The 22,644-nt window shown below is 72.5% G+C and carries 13 protein-coding genes; 3 read left to right on the forward strand and 10 right to left on the reverse strand.

All coding sequences use genetic code 11. The features are described from left to right. The coding region (locus KDL01_RS23990) for an FtsK/SpoIIIE domain-containing protein (RefSeq protein WP_212530839.1) at positions 1-3,108 on the forward strand (3,108 nt) is incomplete at its 5' end. 75 nt (positions 3,109-3,183) lie between these two features. Here KDL01_RS23990 and KDL01_RS23995 read toward each other — a convergent pair. From KDL01_RS23995 to KDL01_RS24005, 3 genes are all read right to left on the reverse strand, one after another. Then, positions 3,184-3,669, reverse strand: a complete 486-nt coding sequence (locus tag KDL01_RS23995) for a P-loop NTPase family protein (protein ID WP_212530840.1) — start codon at positions 3,667-3,669, stop codon at positions 3,184-3,186. Positions 3,670-3,805: 136 nt separating this feature from the next. Continuing rightward, positions 3,806-4,117 (reverse strand): hypothetical protein, encoded by a 312-nt coding sequence (locus KDL01_RS24000; RefSeq protein WP_212530841.1) that lies wholly within the window; start codon positions 4,115-4,117, stop codon positions 3,806-3,808. A 76-nt stretch (positions 4,118-4,193) separates the two neighbouring features. Further along, positions 4,194-5,111 (reverse strand): hypothetical protein, encoded by a 918-nt coding sequence (locus KDL01_RS24005; protein ID WP_212530842.1) that lies wholly within the window; start codon positions 5,109-5,111, stop codon positions 4,194-4,196. A 117-nt stretch (positions 5,112-5,228) separates the two neighbouring features. On the opposite strand from KDL01_RS24005, the gene KDL01_RS24010 reads away from it, so the two are divergent. Beyond that, a complete protein-coding gene (locus KDL01_RS24010) occupies positions 5,229-12,320 on the forward strand; it encodes a hypothetical protein (protein ID WP_212530843.1) in 7,092 nt (2,363 codons plus the stop codon). Positions 12,321-12,336: 16 nt separating this feature from the next. Here KDL01_RS24010 and KDL01_RS24015 read toward each other — a convergent pair whose 3' ends face one another. Beyond that, positions 12,337-13,299 carry a hypothetical protein gene (locus tag KDL01_RS24015; RefSeq protein WP_212530844.1) on the reverse strand — a complete coding sequence of 321 codons (963 nt, stop codon included), beginning with the start codon at positions 13,297-13,299 and terminating at the stop codon, positions 12,337-12,339. Between the two features lie 156 nt (positions 13,300-13,455). Here KDL01_RS24015 and KDL01_RS24020 point away from each other — a divergent pair, with 156 nt between their 5' ends. Further along, positions 13,456-14,391, forward strand: coding sequence for a sensor histidine kinase (locus KDL01_RS24020; protein WP_212530845.1), 936 nt, complete (start codon positions 13,456-13,458; stop codon positions 14,389-14,391). 96 nt (positions 14,392-14,487) lie between these two features. Here the strand turns inward: KDL01_RS24020 and KDL01_RS24025 are convergent, their stop codons facing one another. From KDL01_RS24025 to KDL01_RS45410, 6 genes are all read right to left on the reverse strand, one after another. Then, a complete protein-coding gene (locus KDL01_RS24025; protein WP_212530846.1) occupies positions 14,488-14,895 on the reverse strand; it encodes an STAS domain-containing protein in 408 nt (135 codons plus the stop codon). Between the two features lie 154 nt (positions 14,896-15,049). After that, positions 15,050-16,177, reverse strand: coding sequence for a carboxylate-amine ligase (locus KDL01_RS24030; RefSeq protein ID WP_212530847.1), 1,128 nt, complete (start codon positions 16,175-16,177; stop codon positions 15,050-15,052). A 247-nt stretch (positions 16,178-16,424) separates the two neighbouring features. Continuing rightward, positions 16,425-18,035, reverse strand: a complete 1,611-nt coding sequence (locus tag KDL01_RS24035) for an MFS transporter (RefSeq protein ID WP_246576896.1) — start codon at positions 18,033-18,035, stop codon at positions 16,425-16,427. Between the two features lie 350 nt (positions 18,036-18,385). Further along, a complete protein-coding gene (locus tag KDL01_RS24040; RefSeq protein ID WP_212530849.1) occupies positions 18,386-19,318 on the reverse strand; it encodes a LacI family DNA-binding transcriptional regulator in 933 nt (310 codons plus the stop codon). 24 nt (positions 19,319-19,342) lie between these two features. Further along, positions 19,343-20,119, reverse strand: a complete 777-nt coding sequence (locus KDL01_RS24045) for a LysE family transporter (protein WP_212530850.1) — start codon at positions 20,117-20,119, stop codon at positions 19,343-19,345. 125 nt (positions 20,120-20,244) lie between these two features. Next, a complete protein-coding gene (locus tag KDL01_RS45410; protein WP_212530851.1) occupies positions 20,245-22,224 on the reverse strand; it encodes a cellulose binding domain-containing protein in 1,980 nt (659 codons plus the stop codon). Positions 22,225-22,644 lie beyond the last annotated feature (420 nt).

Consider the following 22,644-nt stretch of genomic DNA (forward strand, 5'->3'; position numbering starts at 1 on the left):
CCCGGCGGCCCCGCCGTGACCCTGGGCAACGACCCGGAGACCGTGGCCAACCGCGTCTCCGAGCTCGTCTCCCTCATCAAGGCCCGGACGAAGGCGCGCGGCGCGGCGCTGAGCGCGGCCGTGGCCACCGACGCCGACGTGGTCGTGATCGCCGACGGTGCCCGCCGCCTGCGCGAGGTGCCCGGCATGGTCCAGGTGCTCACCGAGGGCCCGGCCGCGCGCGTGTTCGTGGTCTGTCTCGACCGGGCCGAGCGGCTGCTGCCGGAGGAGTGCGCGGCCGTGGTCGAGTGCGCGGCGGACCGGCTCGCGGTGCGCCAGCGCGACACCCCCGAGGTCCTCGACGTGCGCCCCGACCTGGTCGAGGTGGACTGGTGCGCGGCCGTCGCCCGCGCCCTGGCCCCGATCAGGGACGTGACCGTGGAGGACGACTCCGGCCTGCTCGACGCGGTGGACCTGCTCGGGCTGCTCGGCTGCGAGCCGCCGGACCCGGCCGCGTTCCTCGAGCGCTGGCGCACCCGGCCCGCGAGCACCGAGGTGGTCCTCGGCGCCGGATACGACGGGCCCGCGGCCTTCGACCTGGTGCGCGACGGGCCGCACGCCCTGATCGGCGGCACCACTGGCTCGGGCAAGTCAGAGCTCTTGCAGACCCTGGTGGCCTCGCTGGCCGCGGCCAACCGCCCGGACGAGCTGGTGTTCGTGCTGGTGGACTACAAGGGCGGCAGCGCGTTCCGCGACTGCGTCCGGCTGCCGCACACCCTCGGCATGGTCACCGACCTCGACGAGCACCTGACCACCCGGGCCCTTGACTCGCTGCGCGCCGAGCTGCGCCGCCGCGAACGCCTGCTCGCCGACGCGGGCGCGAAGGACCTGCCCGAGTACGCGGCGATGCGCCGGCGCGATCCCGCGTTGGCCCCGATGCCCCGGCTGGTGCTGGTGATCGACGAGTTCGCCACGCTCGTGCGCGAGGTCCCCGCGTTCGTGCCCGGACTCGTCGGCATCGCCCAGCGCGGCCGCTCGCTCGGCCTGCACCTCGTGCTGGCCACCCAGCGCCCGGCCGGCGCGGTCAACCACGACATCCGGGCCAACACGAACCTGCGGATCGCGCTGCGGGTGACCGACGCGACCGAGAGCCACGACGTCATCGACTCCACCGACGCCGTCACCATCTCCGCCGCCACCCCAGGCCGCGCCCTGGCCCGGATCGCGCACGGCACGGTCGTCGCGTTCCAGACCGGCTACGTCGGCGGCCCGCGCGCGGCGGCGAACGCGGCGCAGGACGCCGCCGCGCAGGACGAGGCGTGGGCCGCGGCCGACGAGGCCGTGTGGACGCAGCCGCTGCCCTGGACCGGCCTCGGCCGCCGGGTGCAGGCTCCGGTCGCCGGCCCCGGCACGCGCTCGGCGGTGCCGCAGGACACCGAGACGGATCTGTCCGCGCTGGTGGAGGCGATCCGCGCGGCCGCCGAAAGCCTCGGTATCGAGCCGCAGCAGAGCCCGTGGCTGGCGCCGCTGCCCGCCGCGCTGACGCTGGACGAACTGCCCGCCGTCCTCGCCCCGCCGGACCCCTCCGGCGCCGCGCTTGCCCCGGTCGCCTACGCGCTCGAGGACCGCCCGGCCCAGCAGTCACAGCATCCTGTCACGCTCGACTTCGCCTCCTTCGGCCACCTCTACGTGCTCGGCGCGCCCCGCTCGGGCCGCTCCCAGGTGCTGCGCACCCTCGCCGGCGCGCTCGCCCGCCGCCACTCCAGCGCCGACGTGCACCTGTACGGCATCGACGCGGCCGGCGGCGCGCTCGGCGCGCTCGAGGACCTGCCGCACACCGGTGCGGTGGCCCGGCGCGGCGACCTGGACCGGATCGACCGCCTCGTCACCCGGGTCGGCGCCGAGCTGACCCGGCGTCAGGAGCTGCTCGCCGCCCGGGGCGCGGCCACCCTGACCGAGCTGCGGGCGATGCTGCCCCCGGCCGAGCGCCCGGCCTACCTGATGCTGTTCATCGACGGCTGGGAGAGCCTGTTCGGGACCACCAACGACCACGACAACGGCCGGCTGACCGAGGACGTGGTGCGGATCGTGCGCGAGGGCGCGGCGGCGGGCGTGCACGTGGTCGCGACCTCGGAACGCGGCCTGCTGACCGGGCGCATCGGCACCCTCAACGACCACCGGCTGATGCTGCGGATGGCCGACCGCAGCGACTACACCATGATCGGCCTCGACTTCGGCGACCTGCCCACGGTGATGTTCCCCGGCCGCGCCTGGCGCAGCGAGGGCCCGGCCGAGGCCCAGGTCGCGCTGCTCGGCCCGGGCCTGTCCGGCCGCGAGCAGGCGGCGGCGCTTGCCGACATCGGGCGCAAGGCCGCCGCCCGGGACGCCGAGGTGCCCGCCGCCCGCCGTCCCTTCAAGGTCGGCGCGGTACCCGGTGCGGTCACCTTCGCCGCCGCCTACGAGCAGGTTCCGCAGGCCGCCCGGCGGCCGCTGTGGGCGCTGCTCGGCATCGGCGGCGACGAGGCGGAGCCGATCGGCGCGGACTTCACCACCCACACCACGTTGACCGTCGCCGGCCCCGGCGGCTCCGGCCGCTCCACCACGCTGCTGGCGATCGCGATCTCCCTGCTGGCCAACGGAACCGCGGTGGTGGCCGTCACGCCCCGCTCCTCGCCGCTGTCCGGCCTGGCCCGGCACGAGCGGGCCACCGTGATCGCGAGCGCCAACCCGGCCCCGGCCGAGCTGGACGAGGCGCTGCGCCGCCTCGGCGGCCCCGCCGTCGTGCTCGTGGACGACGTGGACATGGTGCCGATGGGCGCCGCCGCCGACGCGTTCCTGACCACGCTGGTGCGCACCGGCAAGGAGACCGGGCGCGGCATCGCGGTGGCCGGCTCCGCGGACACGCTCACCCAGGCCACCATGGGCTGGGTCGGCGAGGTACGCCGCGGCCGCCGCGGCGTGCTGCTGGCGCCGCAGGGCATCCTCGAGGGCGACCTCGCGGGCGTGCGGCTGCCGGTCTCGCTCACCCGCCGCCCGATCCGCCCCGGCAGCGCCCTGACCGCCGACCCGCGCGGCTCCGGCGCGCCGGTGGCCATCAGCGTGCCGATGACGGCACTCAAGGCCGAATAGCGGCGCAGGCGTGGAAGTGGTCTGAGGGTGTGCGGGTTGCGGCCCGGCCGAACGGTGGCCGGGCCGCGAGCTCCGTCATGCCTGGTCAGGGCCCTGGTGTGCCGTGACGTAGGTGACGAAGCGGGCTGTCGCGCGCGGACTGCGCAGCACGTGGAGCTTCGCGTCGGCGGCGTGCGCGGCGACCGCTTCGAGCAGGAGCGGCCGACTCCGACGCCGCCACGACCAGACCCAGAGCCAGAAATCCGCCCGCTCCCGGGAACGGCGCATCGCCCGCCAGGCACAGCGCCAGAAGGGGAAATCGAGCAGGACGACGGTGTCCGCCCGACGCAGGCGGACGTCGAGGACGTCGTAGGGTCCGAGGTCGCCGTCCATGATCCAGCGGTTCGCCCGGGCGAGCTCGCCTTGGACTCGGGACCATTTCTCCGGGGCAGTCGCCTCGAGGCCCGGTCCCCAGAAGTGCTGGTCGAGCTCGATGACCGGCAGCCCGGTGACCGTGCCCAGGACGGCTGCCAGGGTCGACTTCCCCGAGCCGCCGCGGCCGAGGATCACGACGCGTTCCACGATCGGCATGATGTCAGGCCGCCACGCGCGTCGCCTGCCGGCCGTCGCCTGCCTGCCACTGCGTCCAGGCCGGCGCCCGGCCGCCGGGGATCGCTCCCCGTCGGCCGGGCGCGGTCACCTGCGGGTGGCCCTCGACTCAGGACCCGTTCTTGATCGACGCGGCCATCTGCGAGTCCATCTGCTGCAGCTGTCCGGCGATCTGGTTGAACTGCTGCGCGAAGGACGTGATGCCCTGGATCGCGTTGTTCAGGTCGTTGTTGAACTTGATGTAGGCCTGGTCGAGGGCCGGGCTGGTGGAGGTCAGGTACAGGCCGCCAGAGCTCTGCAGCAGGCCGTTGACCGCGTTCTGCAGGGTGGTCAGCTCGGGTACCAGGGTGGAGCTGACCGCCGTGGTCAGCTGGCCCGAGACGGACTGCACCTGGGCGTAGTCGATGGAGATGTCGGCCATGAGGGCTCTTCCTTAGGTGATCGGTCCTACGAGGTCTGAGATGGCTGCGAAGGTCTGCGCGGGTCCCCGGCGCCGGTCAGTCCAGCAGCGGGCCGTGCCCGCCGCCGCGCGCGGGGTCGTTCCCGCCGTCGGTGACGGGCGTCGGCGTGGTGTCGTTCCAGTTGCCGTTCCAGCCGGTCCGGGTGTAGTCGGTGGTGGTGCCGTCCGAGTTGACGTCGGTCATGGTGGCGTTGCCGTCGGTGTTCTCGGTCACCGTGATCGTGTCGGTGGAGCCGTCCGAGTTGTGCACCACCGTCGTCGTGTTCTGGATCGGGTCGCCGCTCGGGTCGTTGCCCTGGCTCGGGCCGAAGGTGGTGGTCTCCGAGTAGGTCAGCCCGTCCGGGCCGGTGACGGTCGTGGTCTCCGAGGTGATCGAGCCGTCCGGTCCGGTGGTCACGGTCGTGCTGCCCGGGCCGTAGCTGCCCGAGGTGGGCGAGGCCGGGCCGGCGCCGGGCGGGGTCGGCGGGCCAGGCATGGCCACGGTCTCGGCGATCCAGCCGCCGTGCCCGTCCGGGACGTACTCGGTGTACGTGGTCGTGGACTGGCCCTGGCTCTGGAGCTCCTGCAGGTTCTCGTTGTACTGCTGCAGCGCCTTCTCGTAGGCGGCCCACTCGGCCGGGTAGTTCTTGTTCGCGCTCATCACCTCGCCCGCCACCACCTGGGACGCGGTCTGCGCGTCGAGGTCGAACCAGGCCGTGGCCAGCTGGTCGAAGGCGGTGGCCAGCTGCGTCATCCGGCTCTTGGCCTCGCCGAAGGGCGCGCTCCACTGGGAGAAGAAGTCGTCCACGCTCGTGCCCAGGTTCCCCGAGCCGAACACGCCGTCGTCCACCGTGCCGCTCTGGGTGGGGATGCTGCCGGCGTCCCAGAACGAGTCGCTGGAGAACTGCGTCTCGAGCGTCTTGAGCTGGGTGGCGCACTCGTGCAGCAACGAGTAACTGATCACCAGATCCGCCATCACGACCTCCTTCCCGGCGTGAAACGCGCCGCGCCGCCCGGAGGGTTCACCGGCGCCCGCCCGCGAGGGGACCCGCCCGGATGAACCCCGCGGGCCCCCGGCTGCGTTTGACGCCGTGTGAGCTCCCGACCCACCGACTGGTCGCCGCTCGGGTTGACCGGGGATCCGACCCCCGGCGACTACGACAGCGTCATGGCCGTCTCGACCTACATGCAGGCGATCAACACCTCGGCCGGGGTGGTCAAGCAGGGCCTGGACGCGATCTACGGCACCGCGACCTCGACCGAGAACTTCGCCGGGCAGACCGCGACCGCCCTGACCGGGTTGATCACCACGGAGCTGCACCACTTCCTGGAGAACGTGGCCACCTCCTTCGCCGAGGCCTCCGCCGCCGTGAGCACCTTCGCCGCGGCCCTGCAGGAGCAGCAGTCGGTGGCCGACACCGCGCTCAGCCAGGCCCAGGGCCTGAACAAGACCACCGACGCGGCGCAGATCCAGTCGCTGGCCAACACCGCGTCGGGCGCGGGCGACACCCTGAACTCCGCCTCCTCCACCGCCTCCACCGCCGTGGACAACGCCGCCTCCCTGGTCACCTGGCCGGACACCTTCTGGGACCGGTTCTGGGAGGCGCTGGGCTGGCTGGCGATCTTCCTGATGATCCCGGCGATCCTGTTCGGCGGCGGCTTCGCCCTGCTCGCCTTCGGCCTGAACTTCATCCTGTTCATCAAGTCCGCGGTGGACTTCTTCAGCGGCAAGGAGAGCGCGGGCGCGTTCCTGCTCTCCTTCCTCGGCATCCTGGCCCCCACCACCGAGCCGCTCGACGTCCTGGGCATCCTCAAGGGCCTGATCAGCGGGATCAAGAGCCTGGGCTCGGCCTCGGTGACCTTCCTGTCCGACGGGATCAAGACCTTCGGCAACCTGGTCGAGCTGTTCGGCGGGGCGCGGCTGTTCCTCAACGCCATCCCCGAGCTCGCCCTGGACGTGGTCAAGGTCGGCGGCCTGTACGTGGTGGACACGATCAAGTCGATCCCGGCGTTCGTCGCGACCGGCGGGAAGCTGCTGCTGGACGGGATCACCGGCCTGCCCAAGACCATCTCCACCGAGCTCGGCGGCACCAAGTGGCTGCGCATCTTCCTGCCGGTCACCGCCAAGGAGATCGACGTCGTCGGCCTCGGCGGGGCGCTGCGCCTGGGCGTGCTCGAACGCGGCCTCGGGTTCTCCGCCGACCCCGTGCTCAACTTCAAGATGGCGATCCAGGGGCTCAAGACCGGCACGCCGAGCCTGATCAAGCTCGGCTCGCTGTCCTCGGACCTGCACCTGGCCGACTTCAAGGGCGGCGGCGACCTGGTGCATCTGGACCCTGCGAACTCGGCGCTGGCCACGCTGCGCCCCGACTTCAACCCGCACCTGACGCTGAATCCGGCCGACCTGTCCGCACCCTCGCGGATGGCGATCAACCGGCTGGACGACAGCGTGCTGCTGCAGAACCCGACCGAGCTGACGCACCTGTTCAACCACGAGGCGATCGTCATCAACACCGGCGATATGACGATCGTGAAGTTCACCGAGGGGATCCGGCCCGCGAGTGTGCCGAGCCTGGAGACCCCCGCGCACGTCGGCTCGCTCGGGTCGGTCACCACCTCGATCACGCCGCTGGTCACTGACTTCAAGCTGGCCGGCTTCTCCGCCGACCTCAAGGTCGTCTCCACCACCCCGATCTCGACGACGGTGAACACCGTCACCTCGCTGCTGCACGATCCGCAGCGGGCGCTGGACCTGCTCGATCACACCGGCGGGGCGAACCTGGGCACGCGGGGCGTCTCCAGCGCCGTGCCCAAGGACCTGGCCGGCACGCCCGGTGTGAGCAGCACCGTGCACACCACCGTCACCACGAACGACCTCGTCGGCATCGGCGACAAGGGCATGGGCGACAAGGGCAAGGCCCCCGCCTTCGACCCAGCCAACGCGGGCACCGTGGGCTCGCTCGACGGCCACGCCGTCCCGCTGCCGCTGCGCCCGGACCAGATCGGCCCGGTCACCCTCCAGGACGCGTGGCTGTCCTATCAGGCCGCGCACATCGACGTCGCGAACGCGGCCGAGAAGGTGGACCAGTTCGCCGGCAAGGTCGGCGAGTCCTCCACCGGCATGAGCGCGGCCGAGCAGCAGGCGCACGCCGAGATGACCGACGCGCTCAGCCGGCTCGACCGCGCGAACGTGGAGATGACCGGCCTCGGCGCGGACCCGCTGCAGTGGATGAAGTGGCAGCACGACGCCGACCAGGCCTACCTGAAGGAGCATCCGGGCCTGCTCGGCGGCGGCAAGCGGCCCACGCGCGCGCTGGACCTGCGTAACGCGCAGAACGAGCACCTCGGGACCGCGACGCTGCACTTCGACACTCGCACCGGCGAACTGGCTCGCCCCAACGGAATCACCGAACCGCTGCACTTCGACCAGCTCGAGAACGGCGTCCTGCGGGTCTACGATCCCGTCTCGTCGCTCGAATGGCACCAGTTCACGCCCAACGGCGTGCTGCACAGCACCAACCACCTGATCCTGGACCAGGTCGGCGACGTGGTCGGCGAGCTGCGGGTCAACGCCACGGGCACCCGCGCGGTGACCGAGATCAACGGCGTCCAACACGCCTGGGATCACACCGGGCACGCCGGCGGCGGCTTCACGCTCACCGCGCCGGGCACCGGCGTCCACCAGCTCTACGACGCCATGCACGTGCACATCGAGACCCGCACCGACCTCGCGCGCCCCGGCGGCGCGCCCCTCGGCGCCACGATCGTGACGGATCTGCGCGGCCCGAACCCGGTCCACAGCCTCACCGGAGCCGGCGGCTTCGACACGCTCACGGCGCTGGGCCCGGGGTGGCGCCTTGAGGACTCGGCCACCGCCCACTTCAGTGTGTTCGGCGGCGACGGCGTGTTGGCGCACGAGGGCTTCCCGGTGCGAGCGCCTGGAGGGCGTGACCTAGGCGAGTACGCGCACGACTATGCCGCGCACACGCACACGATCACGCGCCCGGACGGGACGATCGAGACCTACCACGCCACGCCTGGCCCGAACGGCACGATGCGCTTCGTCGACACGGCCGACGCGAACCACTGGGTGGAGATGGACGGCCACGGCAACGTCGGTGCCGAGGGCCACACCGTCGACCCGACGCGCGTCATCGAACTCGACCACACCGCCGGCGCGGCCGAGATCATCGAGAACGCGGCCACCCGCCACGGGGGCCCGTTCGCCCTCGACCACGCCGGGAACATCACCGTCACCGACGCGACCACCGGCGTGCGCGAGGTCTTCGGCCACGACCTTCAGCACCTCGAGACGCAGACGGACCTGTTCGCCCACAACGGCAACGGGTTCAACGCCACCGTCACCGCCGACTTCCGCGGCGCCGCACCCCGGTACCGGGCCACCGGTCCGGGCTCGGCCGGGCGCGCGCTCACGCCGGTGCACGGCGGCGGCTGGGAGCTGCGCGACCCGCTGACCGGCCAGGGCTACCGCTTCGGCGCGGACGGGCGGCAGACGGACGAGATCTTCACCCTGCACGGCGCTCCGGGCGGCGCGGCCGGTGCGGGAGGCGCGGGCGGCGGGGCCGCGGACCTCGGCGAGGTGGACTTCGACCTCGCGACCGGCGACGGCACGTTCCTGCCCGCGGCCGGCGGCCCGGCCCGGCAGATCACCGTCACCCAGACCGCGACCGGCGGGTGGCGGGTGGCCGACCGCGCGGACAACCGCTTCTGGCTCGAGTCCGACGGCCAGCGCAACCTGATCACCGAGGGCCGCGGCACGAACCGGCCCGGCGGCGCCCCCGACGGCACCCTGACCATCTATCACGTCGCCGACCCCACCCACCCGGCGAACTCCGCGACCACCGCAGAGAACGGCTTCGGCACCGACTGGAACCGCTACGCGGCCAACGCCGACGGCAGCTACGACCTGGACGGCCCGTCCGGTGCGCTGCGCCGCTACGACGCGCAGAACGCGCTGGCCGAGGAGCACGTGCCGCTGCGCAACACCGGCACCCGGGCCGGCCTCGTCCTGCACGCCGACTACCGCGCCAACCCCCCGGTGTATTCGGTGCACGACGCGAACGGCGCGATGGCGCACGTCAACGTGGCCGCGCACAACGGGGGCGTGCGGGTGACCGACACCAGGGCGAACGGGGGCGGCGGCTACAAGAGCTTCGACCGCTACGGCGTCCTGACCGACGAGCGCATCCCGGTCCTCGACCGCAGGGGCCGGTGGAATCAGACCTCGTACCAGGTCGACTACGCCGCGGTGCCCGGCGGCCCCGCCCGCGCGACCTGGACCCTCCTCGACGACCGCACCGGCAACCCCTTCACCAGCACCCGCGGCATGACCGGGAACCTGACCCGGCCCGCGTACAACGCGGCGGGCGACGTCCGGGTCCGGCCCAACGGCGACCTGCACCTGATCGGCGGCGACGGCAGCCCCGTGTTCATGCGCGAGAACCCGGGCGGCGCGCGCGGCTTCGAACTGTTCCGGGACGGCGCGGGCAAGCGCTACTGGCACGAGTTCAGCGCCGACGGCCGCGGCTTCCATACCGAGCCGGTCAGCTCCGGCTCGCGCGACTTCGGCACCGAGCCGGACTCGGCCGTGTCCAGAGACGTCACCACCGGCGGCCGCACCGTGCGCACCTTCCGCAAGGCCCTCGACGGCGGGATCGTGCGCGCCGACCGGATGCCGAACGGCACCTGGCACTGGACCAGGTTCAACGGCCGCGGCGACGAGACGCTCTCCGGCGTGCGCACCTTCTCACCCACCGGCGACGGCTGGACCGACAAGGCCCTGATCAACGGGGTCGAGCACGTCGCCCAGCGGCAGTACAGCCGGCTCAGCCTCTCCGGCACCGCCGCGCACTACCGCGAGTACGCGGTCGACGGCGTCGCCGGCGCCTACACCGTGCGGCCGAACTACAAGGAGATCTCCCCGCAGGCCAAGGACACCGGCAGCGCGTCCGGCCCGCTCACGGTGACCCGGCTGAGCGAGCAGCGCCCGCCGCACTGGCTGTGGAAGACCACGGACAACCTCAGCTGGTACGACAAGACCTTCGCGTACTTCTTCGGCCGCAAGTACGGCGCGCTCGACTTCCCGCACAACGGCTGGCTCCTCGGCGACTCCCGGCTGCAGATCTTCCACTGGGAGGAGACCGGCGGCGCGGGCACCCGGGGCGTGCGCGCGGTGCTGCCGGACGGCTCCAGCGCCGACTTCACCGAGGCCGGGCTGTTCGTGCGCGGCACCACGAAGCTCGAGACCGGACACACCATCGAGGTCAAGACGGACGTGACCCCGCCCGGGCACGCCGGTCCCGGCCGCGCCCTGGTGTGGAAGAGGCTCGACGCGAACAAGCAGGTGGTGGACTCCGGCTTCCGCTACTACGTCAACGACCACGACTGGGTCGAGGTCAGCGATCCCTTCGCGAACCCGGCCGCCCCGCACCCGGCCTACCAGCCGGGGACGCCCGCGGTCACCCGGATGAGCGTGCACGACAACGGCGACGTGACCGAGTTCACCGACCCCGCGCACCGGCCCACCTTCGACCCGGCCACGAGCACCGTCACCGGCCACCCGCTCGGCGCCGGCCCCTCGAGCACCCGCAACAGCCTCGGCCAGATCGTCGGCCGCACCGACCGCTGGCACGCCGGAGCCGTCACCGGCCTCGGCGACGCGCGTACCGGGGAGTGGCGCTGGACCGGCCCGGCCGGCGGCGGCACCCGCATCTCCTCCCGCAACACCCGGTGGACCGGCTCCTGGGACGACTCCTACACCGACTTCCGCCAGGCGCCCGACGGGCCGTGGCAGATGGCGCACGACTACCGCTCGCTGGACAAGGGCACCTCGCTCACCTCGGAGTTCGACGCGACGAGCAACCGGTGGCGCTCGGTGTACCGGGACGCGCAGGGCAACGAGGTCCTCGACGCCGCGCACCCGCTGGGCTTGCGGCAGTTCGACCACGGCGGCGGGGACTGGCGCGACGTGCCGCCCGCGGGCAAGCTCAACACCCCCTGGCGCGACCTGCACCCGACCCAGCTCGACGCGCACGGCAACCCGCTCGTGCTGCGGCAGACCTTCGACGGCAGGGTACGGATCTACTCCGCCACCGACCACACCGGCAACGCGTGGAAGGAGTACGACCACGGCGCCGTCTTCCGCGAGCGCAAGCCCGCGCCGGACGGCTCCGGCCTGTGGCGCGAGACGCAGAGCTGGCAGAAGCAGTGGCGCGAGACCACCGCGGGCGGCGGCCTGGTGCGCTACCGGGCCCTGTCCGGCCGGGTCTGGGAGCGCACGCCGCTCGGGCAGTGGAAGATGGTCGGGCGCGAGTTCGAATACCGCGGCCTGGCCAACGAGTTCCGCGGCTACAACCGCTCCCTGCGCGAGGTCAACCGGCGTGAGTACGCCGTGGCCGACGGCGCGGTCGGCAGCTTCCACGGCGAGGGCCGCAACATCGGCCAGAAGGCGCTGCTGGACTTCGCCCAGGACTACGTGCTCGACGTCGTCGCCAACATCATCATCACCGGCGCCGAGAACGACTGGAACTACTCGGGCGACGACTGGGGCAAGATCTTCCTCGGCGGCGCGCTCAGCGGCGGGGTGAAGACCCTCGGCGGCGTGCTGCACGAGAAGTCCAGCTGGCTCAAGGGCACCAAGGACGGCATCGCCAACGTGGACGGCGGCAAGGACTTCAACCGCAACCCGTACAACCACGACAAGACCTGGGACAACGAGTGGGCCGGCAACGAGACCCCGCCGCGCTGGCGCTCCACCATGTACGACTACAGCGTCAGCACCCTGGGCTTCGGCATGCTCGGCTCCTTCGTCTCCAACTCCGTCACCGCCGCGCTCTTCGGCGTCGGATCGCAGCACGTGAAGGAGTACGGGGCCGACGCGCTCAAGGTCGGCGGCATCTCCGCGCTCGGCACCCTCTCCGGCGGCCTGGTCGTCGGCCTGCCCAAGACCATCGCCCACCAGCTCAGCAGCGGACGGCTCTTCCACCGCGGCGGCGTGGCCGACCTCACCCTGATCTTCGGCGAGAAGCTGTTCGAGAAGTGGTCGATCACCTACAAGCTCATCCCGGCGCTCGGCCTCAAGCCGCACCCGATCGAGCCCACGACCAGCGAGCCGACGACGACCGACACGGCGAAGACCGACGCGCCGGGGCAGAGCCAGGGGTAGCGGGCGGCGCGGCCGGTCAGGACTCGGTGCAGCTGAGCTTGACCGCGGCCGCGGCGTGGTGCGCGTAGTCCACACCCGCCGAGGTCCAGTCCAAGCCCGAGTTCACCAGCTTCAGCGTGACGTACCCGGTGGTGACGGTGAACGAGGGCTGCGTCACCCACTCGCCGAGGTCGTCGACCTCGGTCACCGAGAAGTCGCCGCTCGGGGTCAGGGACTGGCCGTAGGAGTAGTTCTGCGCCCAGTAGTAGTAGTACGTCGGGTCCCCGCCCACGTGCAAGCGGCTGGTGTCGTCGGGCACGTAGATCGAGAGCTTGCAGCTGGCGTCGGTGAACGAGCCGCTGAAGTTCCACTTGTAGAGCGCGAAGCCGGTCGTGTCGTAGTGCGTCAGGCCGGCCGTCCCGGACATCGGCACCGCGTCGTACTTGCCGGTGCACCCGCTGCCCGCGTAGCCGTCGGTCGGCCGCAGCCAGCCGGAGTCGCCGTCGGTGTAGTAGCCCTCGGAGTCGCTGTAGGTGGCCGTGGACGAACCGGTGCAGTCCAGGCCCGCCACCGCCGTGTACGTGGGCTTCGCCGCGGCCGAGGTCGTCGCGGTGGTCCCGGTGCTCGGCGCGGCGCCGGTCTGGCCCGCGTTCGCCGCCGTGCCGCCGGAGGTCCCGGCCCCGCCCGCACTCGCGGCGCTGCCGCCGGACGCCGCCTGCGCGGAAGACTGCGGCGCCGCGATCGCCCCCGATCCGGCGGAACCGCCGAGGCCGCCCGTGCCGCCGCTCCCGCCGTTCCCGGTGGAGCCCGAGGACGGCGAGCCCTTGCCGCCCGTCTTCCCTGAGCCCGTACCCGTGTGCTGTCCGGCGCTCGCCGGGCCGCCGGCCGCGCCCGTCGCGGATGGATTCGTACCCTGCGTAGAACCCGGCGGTCGGAGTGCGGCCACGTCGCTCGTCGCGGGGGCCGCTCCGGTCAGCGAGACCGCGGCCACCACCAGCACGGCGACCCCGCCCGCGGCCGCGCGAGGCCGTACCGGACCGTGATATCCGGCCGGGTTTAGCGGCGGACCGAACGGCAACCCGGCGCGGGTCGGATGGCTGGGTTCGGGCTTGGCCCCAGCACCGGCGATCACTTATCAGTGGAGGGTTGAGGCACCATGGAGCCGGCTGATGGGCGGTTCCGGCACGAAGTGCTCTTCTACCCGGACGCGACGGGCTACGTCGCGCACACCGCGCAGTACATCCGGGATGGACTGGCCGCCGACGAGGCCGTGCTGGTCGCCGTGATCGACGAGCACGCGCAGCCCCTGCGCGAGGAGCTCGGACCGGACGTCGCGGCGGTGGAGTTCCTGGACATGGCCGAGATAGGCCGCAACCCGGCCCGGATCATCCCGGCCTGGCAGGACTGGGTGGAGCACAACACCGCGCGGGGGACCGGGTTCCGGGGCGTGGGCGAGCCGGTGTGGGCGGGGCGTACGGAGCTGGAGATCCGCGAGTGCCGGGTGCACGAGCATCTGCTGAACACGGCCTTCGACCCGGGCCCGGCCTGGCGGCTGCTGTGCCCCTACGACACCACGCAGCTCGCGCCCGAGGCGATCGAGGACTTCGCCCGCGCCCACCCGGCCGTACACGGCTCGCGGACCGCGCCCGAGCCCTACGACGCCCAGGCTGCCGGCACCGCCCTGGCCGCCGCCCCGCCCGACCTCGGACCGCCGCTGTTCACCGCCTCCTTCGGCATGGACGCGCTGCCGTGGCTGCGCACCGCCGTACGCGAGCGGGCCGACCAGCTCGGCCTGCGCGGCCCGGACGTGACCGACTTCGTCCTCGTGGCGGACGAACTGGCCTGCAACAGCGTGCGCCACGGCGGGGGCCAGGGCAGCATCGCGCTGTGGGCGCAGGACGGCCACGCCGTGTGCGAGGTGCGCGACGCCGGCCTGATCAAGGACCCGCTCGTCGGCCGTCGCCGCCCCGACCTGACCGCCGGCATCGGCGGCGCGGGCCTGTGGACCGCCAACCAGCTGTGCGACCTGCTGCTGATCCACTCCGCGCCCGGCTCGGGCACCGCCGTGCGGGCGTATCTGCCGGTGCGTTAGCCGCTGTCGGCGGCCTGATTTCGGGGGAGCGTTCGGAGGAGCGCCTTGGGGCTCGGCCGTGGGCCTCGCAGCTGACGCCGCGTCGGATCGCGCCGATCAGGGCTCGACGGCGGGCGCCCGCCACGTGGTGGCCGGAACTACCGCGAGCGTCGTCGGCGGGATGGCGGCCACCTCGACCACCCGCAGCACGCAGTCCGAGGCGATCACCCGCATCCGCAGCCGGCGGTTCGCGGCCAGCCGCGCGCCCTTGAGCAGCTCCTTCAGCCCGGCCGAGGCGAGAAACGTCACGGCTCTGAGATCAAGGATCAGCTCGTGGCCGGTCGGATCCTCTCGGCGCGGCGCCGCCGCTGTGCTCTCCGCGCTCGCCCCGGCGCCGTCCAGCTCGACCGCGGCCGTCACCGCGGCCTCGAGCTCGGGCGCGCTCGCCATGTCCACCTCGCCCCCGACGTGGACCACGGTCGCGCCCTCCGCGTGCGAGGTGCTGATGCGCAGGTGTGTCGGCATTGACCGCTCGTCTCCCGGACCGCTCGTCTCCCGGATGGGGAGCCGGGTGCCGCGCCGTCGGCGGGCCCGGCGACCCGACCCTACCCGAGCCCGTCGGCGCCGCCCGCGAACCCGGCCCACCGCCACGCCGAGCCGTGCGCGGGCGCCGCCGCGCTCAGCGCCCCAGGCCGGCGGCGGTCTCGCCGGCGAGGTGGTCCACCACGGCCGGCAGCGATTGCGTGTCCGCGTACACCGCGCACTGCCGGTACGCGCCGTTGCCGCGGGACAGGATCCGGTGCACGGTACGCTCGGCGAACTCCAGGTCCCCGGCCGCCTCCAGCGCCGGGCGGGCCCGCGCGAGCAGCGCCGCGACCAGGCCGGACACCGGCTGCTCGGAGCCCGTGCCGGCGTCGAAGAGCATGCCGGCCAGGCCGTAGCGGGCCGCGCGCCGGTGGTTCTCCCGCAGCACCGCGTCGTCGATCTGCTCCCCGTCCCGGCCGGGGTCGCCCTCGGCCAGGCTCACCGCGGCCAGCGCCCGCAGCAGCACCGCGAGCAGGACCACCGTGCGCAGGTCGGCGTTGGCGTCGGCGACCCGGAACTCCAGCGTGGGCAGGTGCTCGCTGGGCCGGGCGTACCAGTAGATCATCTTCCGGTCGATCACCGTGCCGCTGGCCACCAGCTCCTCGGCGCACCGGGCGTAACCGCCCTCGTCCAGCACCGGCGCGGGCCCGACCGTGGGCCAGCGCCCGTACTCGAGCCCGCGGCAGCTCGCGCAGTTGCGGTCGCAGCCCTCCGCGAACGGGGAGTTGGCCGCGAGCGCCTGCACCACCGGCAGCCAGGCCCGCAGCCGGGAGCTGAGCAGCAGCGCCTCGGCCCGCCCGAAGGTGCCCACGTGGATGTGGCAGCCGTTGATCTCGCAGGTGGTGGTGGACAGGAGCGGGCCGAGGCGGTCGGCGATGCGCCGGTAGCGCCCCGCGGTGCGGATCGGCGCCGGCCGGTGGGTGAGCACCGCGCACGGACTGGCCACAAGCAGGGACGAGGCCCGTCCGGCCGCGTCCACGGCGGTGCGGCGGGCGTGCGCGAGGTCGCGGTAGAGCTCGGCGGCGGTATGGCACGCCTCGCTGCGGGTCTCGAGCTGGGAAGTGCAGAACTCCGCGGTCACGCGCTCGCCGAGCACGCGCCCGACGTCGGCGATGACCTCGTCCGCCCGGGCCGCGGTGAAGCGCGAATCGCGGTCGGCGAGCAGGAACTCCTCTTCGACTCCGAAGGTCAGCGGGTCTTGGGTGAACGTCCGTGTCGTCACGGTGTCTCCCTCCACGCGGTTGATCCGCTGATCCCGGTTACCCGCGTGCAGCCGGGGTGAACGTGCCGCCCGCCTTCCAGGTGACCCCCTTGGGTGACGCGTCACCCCGGTCCGGCCGGCTCCGGACCTGGCCGCGGCCTGCGCCGGCTGTGCCCTGCCGTGCCCGAGACGGCGAACGACCGCCCTGCCGCGTCCTCGGCGGCAGGGCGGTCGTCGTCGGCTCCGGGGCAGCCCTGGGCCGGTGCGCTCAGCCGCGCGCCGTCTCGGAGGCCACCGTGCGCCGGACCCCGATGAGCACCAGGGAGATCACCGCCGCGATCAGGATGCTGATGCCGCCCACCAGCGCGCAGGTGTGCAGCGCGTCGGTGAAGCTGTCGCCGTACGCCGCGATCGCCTGCCCGGTGCTCTGGCCCGTGGACAGGTGCAGGAACGCGCCCGCCTGGATGCCGACGCTCGAGACCATGCCGTTGACCTGGCCCTGGTCCGCCTGGCTCAGGCCCGAGGCGGCCAGGTGGCCCGGCAGCGTGCCCAGCGTGCGGTTGGTCAGGATCACGCCGAACACCGCCGGGCCGAGGGCGCTGCCGATCTGGCGCAGCGCGCTGTTGGCCGAGCCCGCGGTCCCGGCGTAGCGGCGCGGCAGGCTGTCCACGGTGATGGCCGTGATCGGGGCCATCGCCAGCGCGATGCCGATGCCGAACACGCCGATGACCAGCGCCGCCTCGCCCGTGCCGGTGCTGGCGGAGAACACGTTCACCAGCAGCGCCCCGAGGCCCGCGACGACCAGGCCGGCCAGCAGCAGCACGCTCGGCGCCACCCGGTTCATCAGCCGGCCCACCACCGGGCTGAGCACGACCGTGAAGCCGTTGAGCGCGATCAGCCGCAGGCCGATGTCCCAGGTGGAGGCGTGGTGGACCAGGCCGAAGTACTCGCTCAGCGCGAACACCAGGCCTACCTGCGCGAACAGCGTGATCCCCATGACGATCGCGGCGCCGGAGAACGCGCGGGAACCGAACAGCCGCACGTCGAACATCGGGTGCGCCGAGCGCAGCTCCACCAGGACGAAGCCGACCAGCCCCACGGCCGCCAGCACGAACGCCACGATGACCTCGGTCGAGCCCCAGCCCGCCGAGCCGCCGCCCTCGATCACGCCGTACACGACGCCGGTGATGCCCACGATGGCCAGCAGCTGCCCGGGTATGTCCAGGTGCCGCTCCCGGTCCGAGCGCGAGTCCGGCAGCACGAAGGCGCCGACCACGGCGATGACGGCGCCGAGGATCAGCGCCGGCAGGAAGATCCAGCGCCAGCCGACGTGGTTGAGGATCTGTCCGTTGAACAGCGGGCCCAGGGTCAGACCCAGGCCGAGCGAGGCCGTCCACGCCGCGATCGCCCGCGCCCGCACCTTGGGGTCGGGACACACGTGCGAGATCAGGCCGATGGTCGAGGGCAGCAACGCGGCCGTGCCCACGCCCGTCAGCGCCTGGCCTATGCAGACCTGGAGCACGCCGTGCGCGGTCAGCGCGACCAGGCAGCCGAGCACGGTCAGGGAAAGGCCGGAGAGGTAGACCTTCTTGCGTCCGTGCAGGTCGCCCAGCACGCCGAAGGTCAGCAGCAGCGCGGCCGTGGGCAGGATGAACGCGTCCGTGATCCACTGCAGCCCGACCGTCGAGGCGTTGAGCGCCTGCTGGATCACGGCCAGTGCGGTCGAGACGCCGACCACCGGAAGATAGGAGACGAATACGCCGAGGCAGGCCAGAGTGACCGTCGCGGTCCGATTCGCGGATTGCGCCCCGGTCGTTGCCGCCGGCGGCGCGGACAGGGGTGAAGCAGGCGAGGATGCAGCGGGCGAAGCAGTAGACATGACACCTCGATGTGTATGTGTACGAGCAGCTGGATCTGTGGAGCCGTGGTGCGGTGGAGGGGTGGTGCCGTGGTGCCGTGGTGCTGCCCTGTGCCGTGGTGCGGTCGGGAAGGGCTTACGCCCGGCTCGCTACACGGGATCGACGCGACGTTAGATCGATCTAGTGCTGCGGGGCGATGGGGAGCAATCTACTTGCGCCGCACTGCATGATCTAGGGAGTCAAACTAAGCTTTCCGATCAACCGCTGAAGATGCTGAAGGCATCCTGAAGTGGGAGAACTCGCCTCCGCATCGCGATAAGCTCCGCGTCTTCAGCCCCGCGGCACGGTGGGTGCGCGCTCTCGGCGTCGCTCATGCCGACTCCCGCACGACCACCCGGGCCGGTACCGGTGCCAGGCCGCCCTCGCCGAGTCCCAGCGCGCGGCGCGCCACGAGCCGGCCGTGCGCCTCGGCGTCGACGTGGATCGAGGAGAGCGCCGGCGTCGCCAACGCGCCGTAGTCGGTGTCGTCGAACCCGATGACCGCGACGTCCCCCGGCACGCCCAGCCCGAGATCCCGCAGCGCGGTCACCGCCCGCAGCGCGATGTCGTCGATGAACGCGGCGATCGCGGTCACCGCCGGATGCTCCCGCCGCAGCCGCGCGAGAGCCTCGACCGCCCCGTCGCGGGTCGGCGGGATGTCGAAGCACACCACCTCCGGCACCCCGAGCCGCGCGGCGTGCTGCGAGGTGAAGCGTCGGCGGGCGTCGCTGAGCGGGGAGTGCGTACTCGGCAGCGCGAGCGCGATCCGCGAGTGCCCACGGTCGACGAGGTACCCGAGCTGCAGCGCGACGTGCGCGGCCAGCCCGTCCACCCACCCGCCGCCGCCGTCCTCGAGATCGCGGCCGGTCATGTAGGGCTCGGCGAAGCGGAGCATCGCGCGCGGCGCGATGGCGTCCAGCAGCCGCTGCGTGGCCTGCGGCGAGACCGGCCCGTGCCGCACCAGCAGGTCGTGATCGTGGGCGCCGAGCTCGTCGCCGAGCCCACGGATATAGCTGCGGGAGTAGTTGCCCTCGTATTCCCAGTCGATCTCCAGCACGACCACCCGCGAGGACCCCTCGCGCAGCGCCCTGGCCACCCCGTGGGTGACATACCCCAGCTCGCGCGCGGCCTGGTGCACCCGCTCGCGCGTCTCCGGCGAGATCTTCTGGCGCGGATCATTCGCCAGGACGAACCCGGCCGTGGAGCGCGACACCCCGCACGCCGCGGCCACATCCTTGAGGGTGACCCGTCCCGACGCGCTCATGCCCGCATTCTGCCCCAGCCCGCCTCAGCCGAGCGACGCGGTGGCCAGTTTCACCGCGAACCCGAGGAACAGCGAGCCGACCCCGCCGGTGAGCGACGCCGTCAGCCGCCGCCGACGCCGGAAGCGCGCGGCCAGCCGGTCCCCGCCGAGGATCAGGGCCGAGAGGTAGGACACGGAGAAGATCTGCACAATCATGCTGAGCAGGAAGAACGCCGCCACCGGATGCACGGCGTGCGGGCTCACGAACTGGCTCAGGAACGCCAGGTCGAACAGGATCGCCTTCGGATTGAGCAGGCTCACGATCAGCGCCCGCCGCAACGGACTGCGCTCGGCAGCGTTCGGCTGCTGCTGCTGTGTGGTCGGCGTCGGCTCTGTCGCCGTCTCCGTCGCCGTCTCCGCCGTCTCCGTCGCCATCGCGGTGCCCGCGAGTACCGCTCCGTCACCCGCAACCGCTTCGGCGCCCGGAGCCCCGTCCGCCGTCGCCGCCGTCTTCCCCAGCCGCCGCACCGCCTGGACCGCCGCCCGGATCATCCCGACCCCGAGCCACGCCAGGTACGCCGCCCCCAGGTACTTCACCACGTCGAACAGGCCCGGCGAACGCCCCATCAACGACGCCGCGCCCGCGGCCGTCAGCGTCAGCAGCACCGTGTCCCCGAGCAGCACCCCGAGTGCCGCGCGGTACCCCCGACGTACACCCTTGCGCGCCGCCACGGACAACACGTACATCGAGTTCGGTCCGGGCAGCAGGACTATCAACAGGGCGCCGAGGGTGAACTCCGGCAGATTCACGGTTCCGAGCACCCATCGAGTGTGCCATGCGCGCCGGCCTGCTCCGTCCCACGTCGACGCAGGCCACCCACGCAGTGCGCCGCCCCACCTACTGCAGGTGGGACGGCGTACTGCATACGGGATCGTGCGGGCTCAGATCAGCTCGCCTTGCACGTCACGCCGGAGAGCGACGTCGGTGCGGAGCCGGACCCGAGCAGACCGAAGGTCGTCGAGCCGCCGGGCTGAAGCGCCCCGTTGTAGCTCAGGTTCGCCGCGCTGACGGCCGCCCCGGTCTGGGTCTCGGTCGCGTTCCAGATCTGTGTGATGGCCTGCGATCCGGGCCAGCTGAAGCCGACCGTCCACCCTTTCGTGGCCGAGGTCCCGCTGTTCGTCACGGTGAATCCCAACTGGAACCCCCCGCTCCACGAGTTGACCAGCGACCAGGTCAGCGTGCACCCGCCCGCGGTTCCGGTCGGGCTGCTCGAAGCGGACGCCGACGGGCTCGCGCTGGCACTGGCGCTCGGGCTGGCACTGGCACTGGCGCTCGCACTCGCGCTGGGGCTGGCACTGTGGCTCGCGCTCGCGCTGGCACTCGGGCTGGCACTGGCGCTCGCACTGGCACTGGCGCTCGGGCTTGAGCTCGCGGAGCCCGGCTGGAGCGTCACGACCGTCACCGAGTACGGCGTGATCGTCTGGCTCGCCGCGCTCCCGCTCGTCCCCGTCGTGATCGACGAGCCGGGCTCGGCGAGCGTGGAGACGTTCGGCGTGGCGCTGCTCGGGCTGAATCCGGAGTAGCCGAGGTTGACGGTGTAGGAGTTGCTCGGGTCGTCGTTGACCAGCATGACCCGCAGCGAGCCGTCCGTGCCCTTGACCGCGTACGCCTGAACGAGGGACTGGCTCGAGGACGCCGACACCAGCGTGTCACCCGGATGGATGAACTGGCCGAGCAGCTTGAGCCCGTAGTACGCGGGGAACGGCGCGTCCGCGGCCGGTTCGCAGGTCGTCGTCCCGGTCGCGCAACTCGCGTCCGAGAGCACGCCGTAGTCGCCGTACGCCGCCGTCCCGTAGAGCGAGGAGCTGTTGTTCCCGCCGGTCACGATGCCGTTGTGGATCTGCCACCAGTCCACGTTCGAGACGCCGTTGCTCAGCCAGGTCAGGTAGTCCTGCTCGAGATACAGGGCATTGACGATGCCCACGGTCTGCTTGCCCGGGTTCGAGGACACCGAGTTGGTCTCGGTGATGTCGATCGGAATGTTCTGCTGACCGGCGTACTCGTTGAGCTCCGTGCGCAGCGTGGAGACCATCGAAGGGATCTGCGAGGGGTCGCCGAGCAGGCTGGAGTCCGACTCGTTGCCCGGATTCTGCGGGTACCAGTGCACGTCGGCGAAGCCGATCTGGCCGGCCAGCGCCGTCATCACGGTCTGGTTCCAGCTCTGCGGGCTGCCGCCGGAGGTGACCCCGTCCGGCCAGTTGCCCGGAGCCGTGAGCACCACGCCGACCGAGATGGACGGGTCGACCGCCTTCATGGCGGTGATGTACGCCTTGACGTTCGCCGCGTACACAGACGGCCCGCAGTTCGTCGGGCTGCTGCCGCTGGCGCAGTGGTTGTCCGTCTCCCAGTCGGCGCCGTAGGTCCCGTTGCCGTAGACCTCGTTGCCGATCTCCCAGTACTTGATGTCGTAGTTGTGCGTGACGTTCGCGTACTTGACCCAGTCCGCGGCGAGCTGCGCCCCGGTCTCGGTCGGGCTCTCCGAGGCGCCGATCGTGTCACCGGAGCCGTAGTTCACGGTGACCATGCCCTGCGCCCCCGAGGAGGCGAGCAGGCTCGCGTACTGGTCGAAGTCGACGGACTGCGTCTTACCGCTCAGCACGTCGGTGTTGGTCTTCCAGTTGTACGCGTCGGACTCGCTCCCGCCCGGGAACCGAACCACGTTCACGCCCGCGCTCGAGAGCAGCCCGGGCACCGCCGCGTCGGTCAGCGCCGAGTCGTAGACCGACCCGTTGATGCCGATACCGGTGGACGGCACCACGGCCACCGACTGCCCGGCGTTCACGCTCACACTCACCGCGGTCCCGGCCGCGGCAGGCCCGGCAGCCGCGCCCACGACCAGCGCCGCCGCCGTGGCAGGTGCGAGCACCGCCGCCACCGCCACCGTCAACGCCCGCCGCCGCGGCCCCTCCGATCGCCGGATCCGCCGCGCATCCTGCCGGACATCCCGCCGCGGACTCCGGCGCTGATCCGGGTGCTGGTCTCGCTGCTGGTCTCGGCGCTGGGTTGAATCCTCCCGCGAATTCCAGGGCTGGATCTTGGAATCGGTCTCGGACTGGGGTTCGGACTGGGGCTCGGTCCCGGGCTGGGCAAGGGGCTGCCTGAGCCGCCGAGGCCGCCGGGGGAGGTCGGCCTGACGCCGCTTCATGTGCGACTCCATTTCTCTCGACCGCGCACCGGGTGACCGCAGACCTCGACTCCACGCCGACGCCCCGTCGCATCCCCGTCTCCACGCCGACGCCACGTTGACGTCGCCGTCTCGCGGCGAGGATGACCATCGATCCACCCC

This window comes from Actinospica durhamensis (genome assembly GCF_018139695.1).
Lineage (GTDB): Bacteria > Actinomycetota > Actinomycetes > Streptomycetales > Catenulisporaceae > Actinospica > Actinospica durhamensis.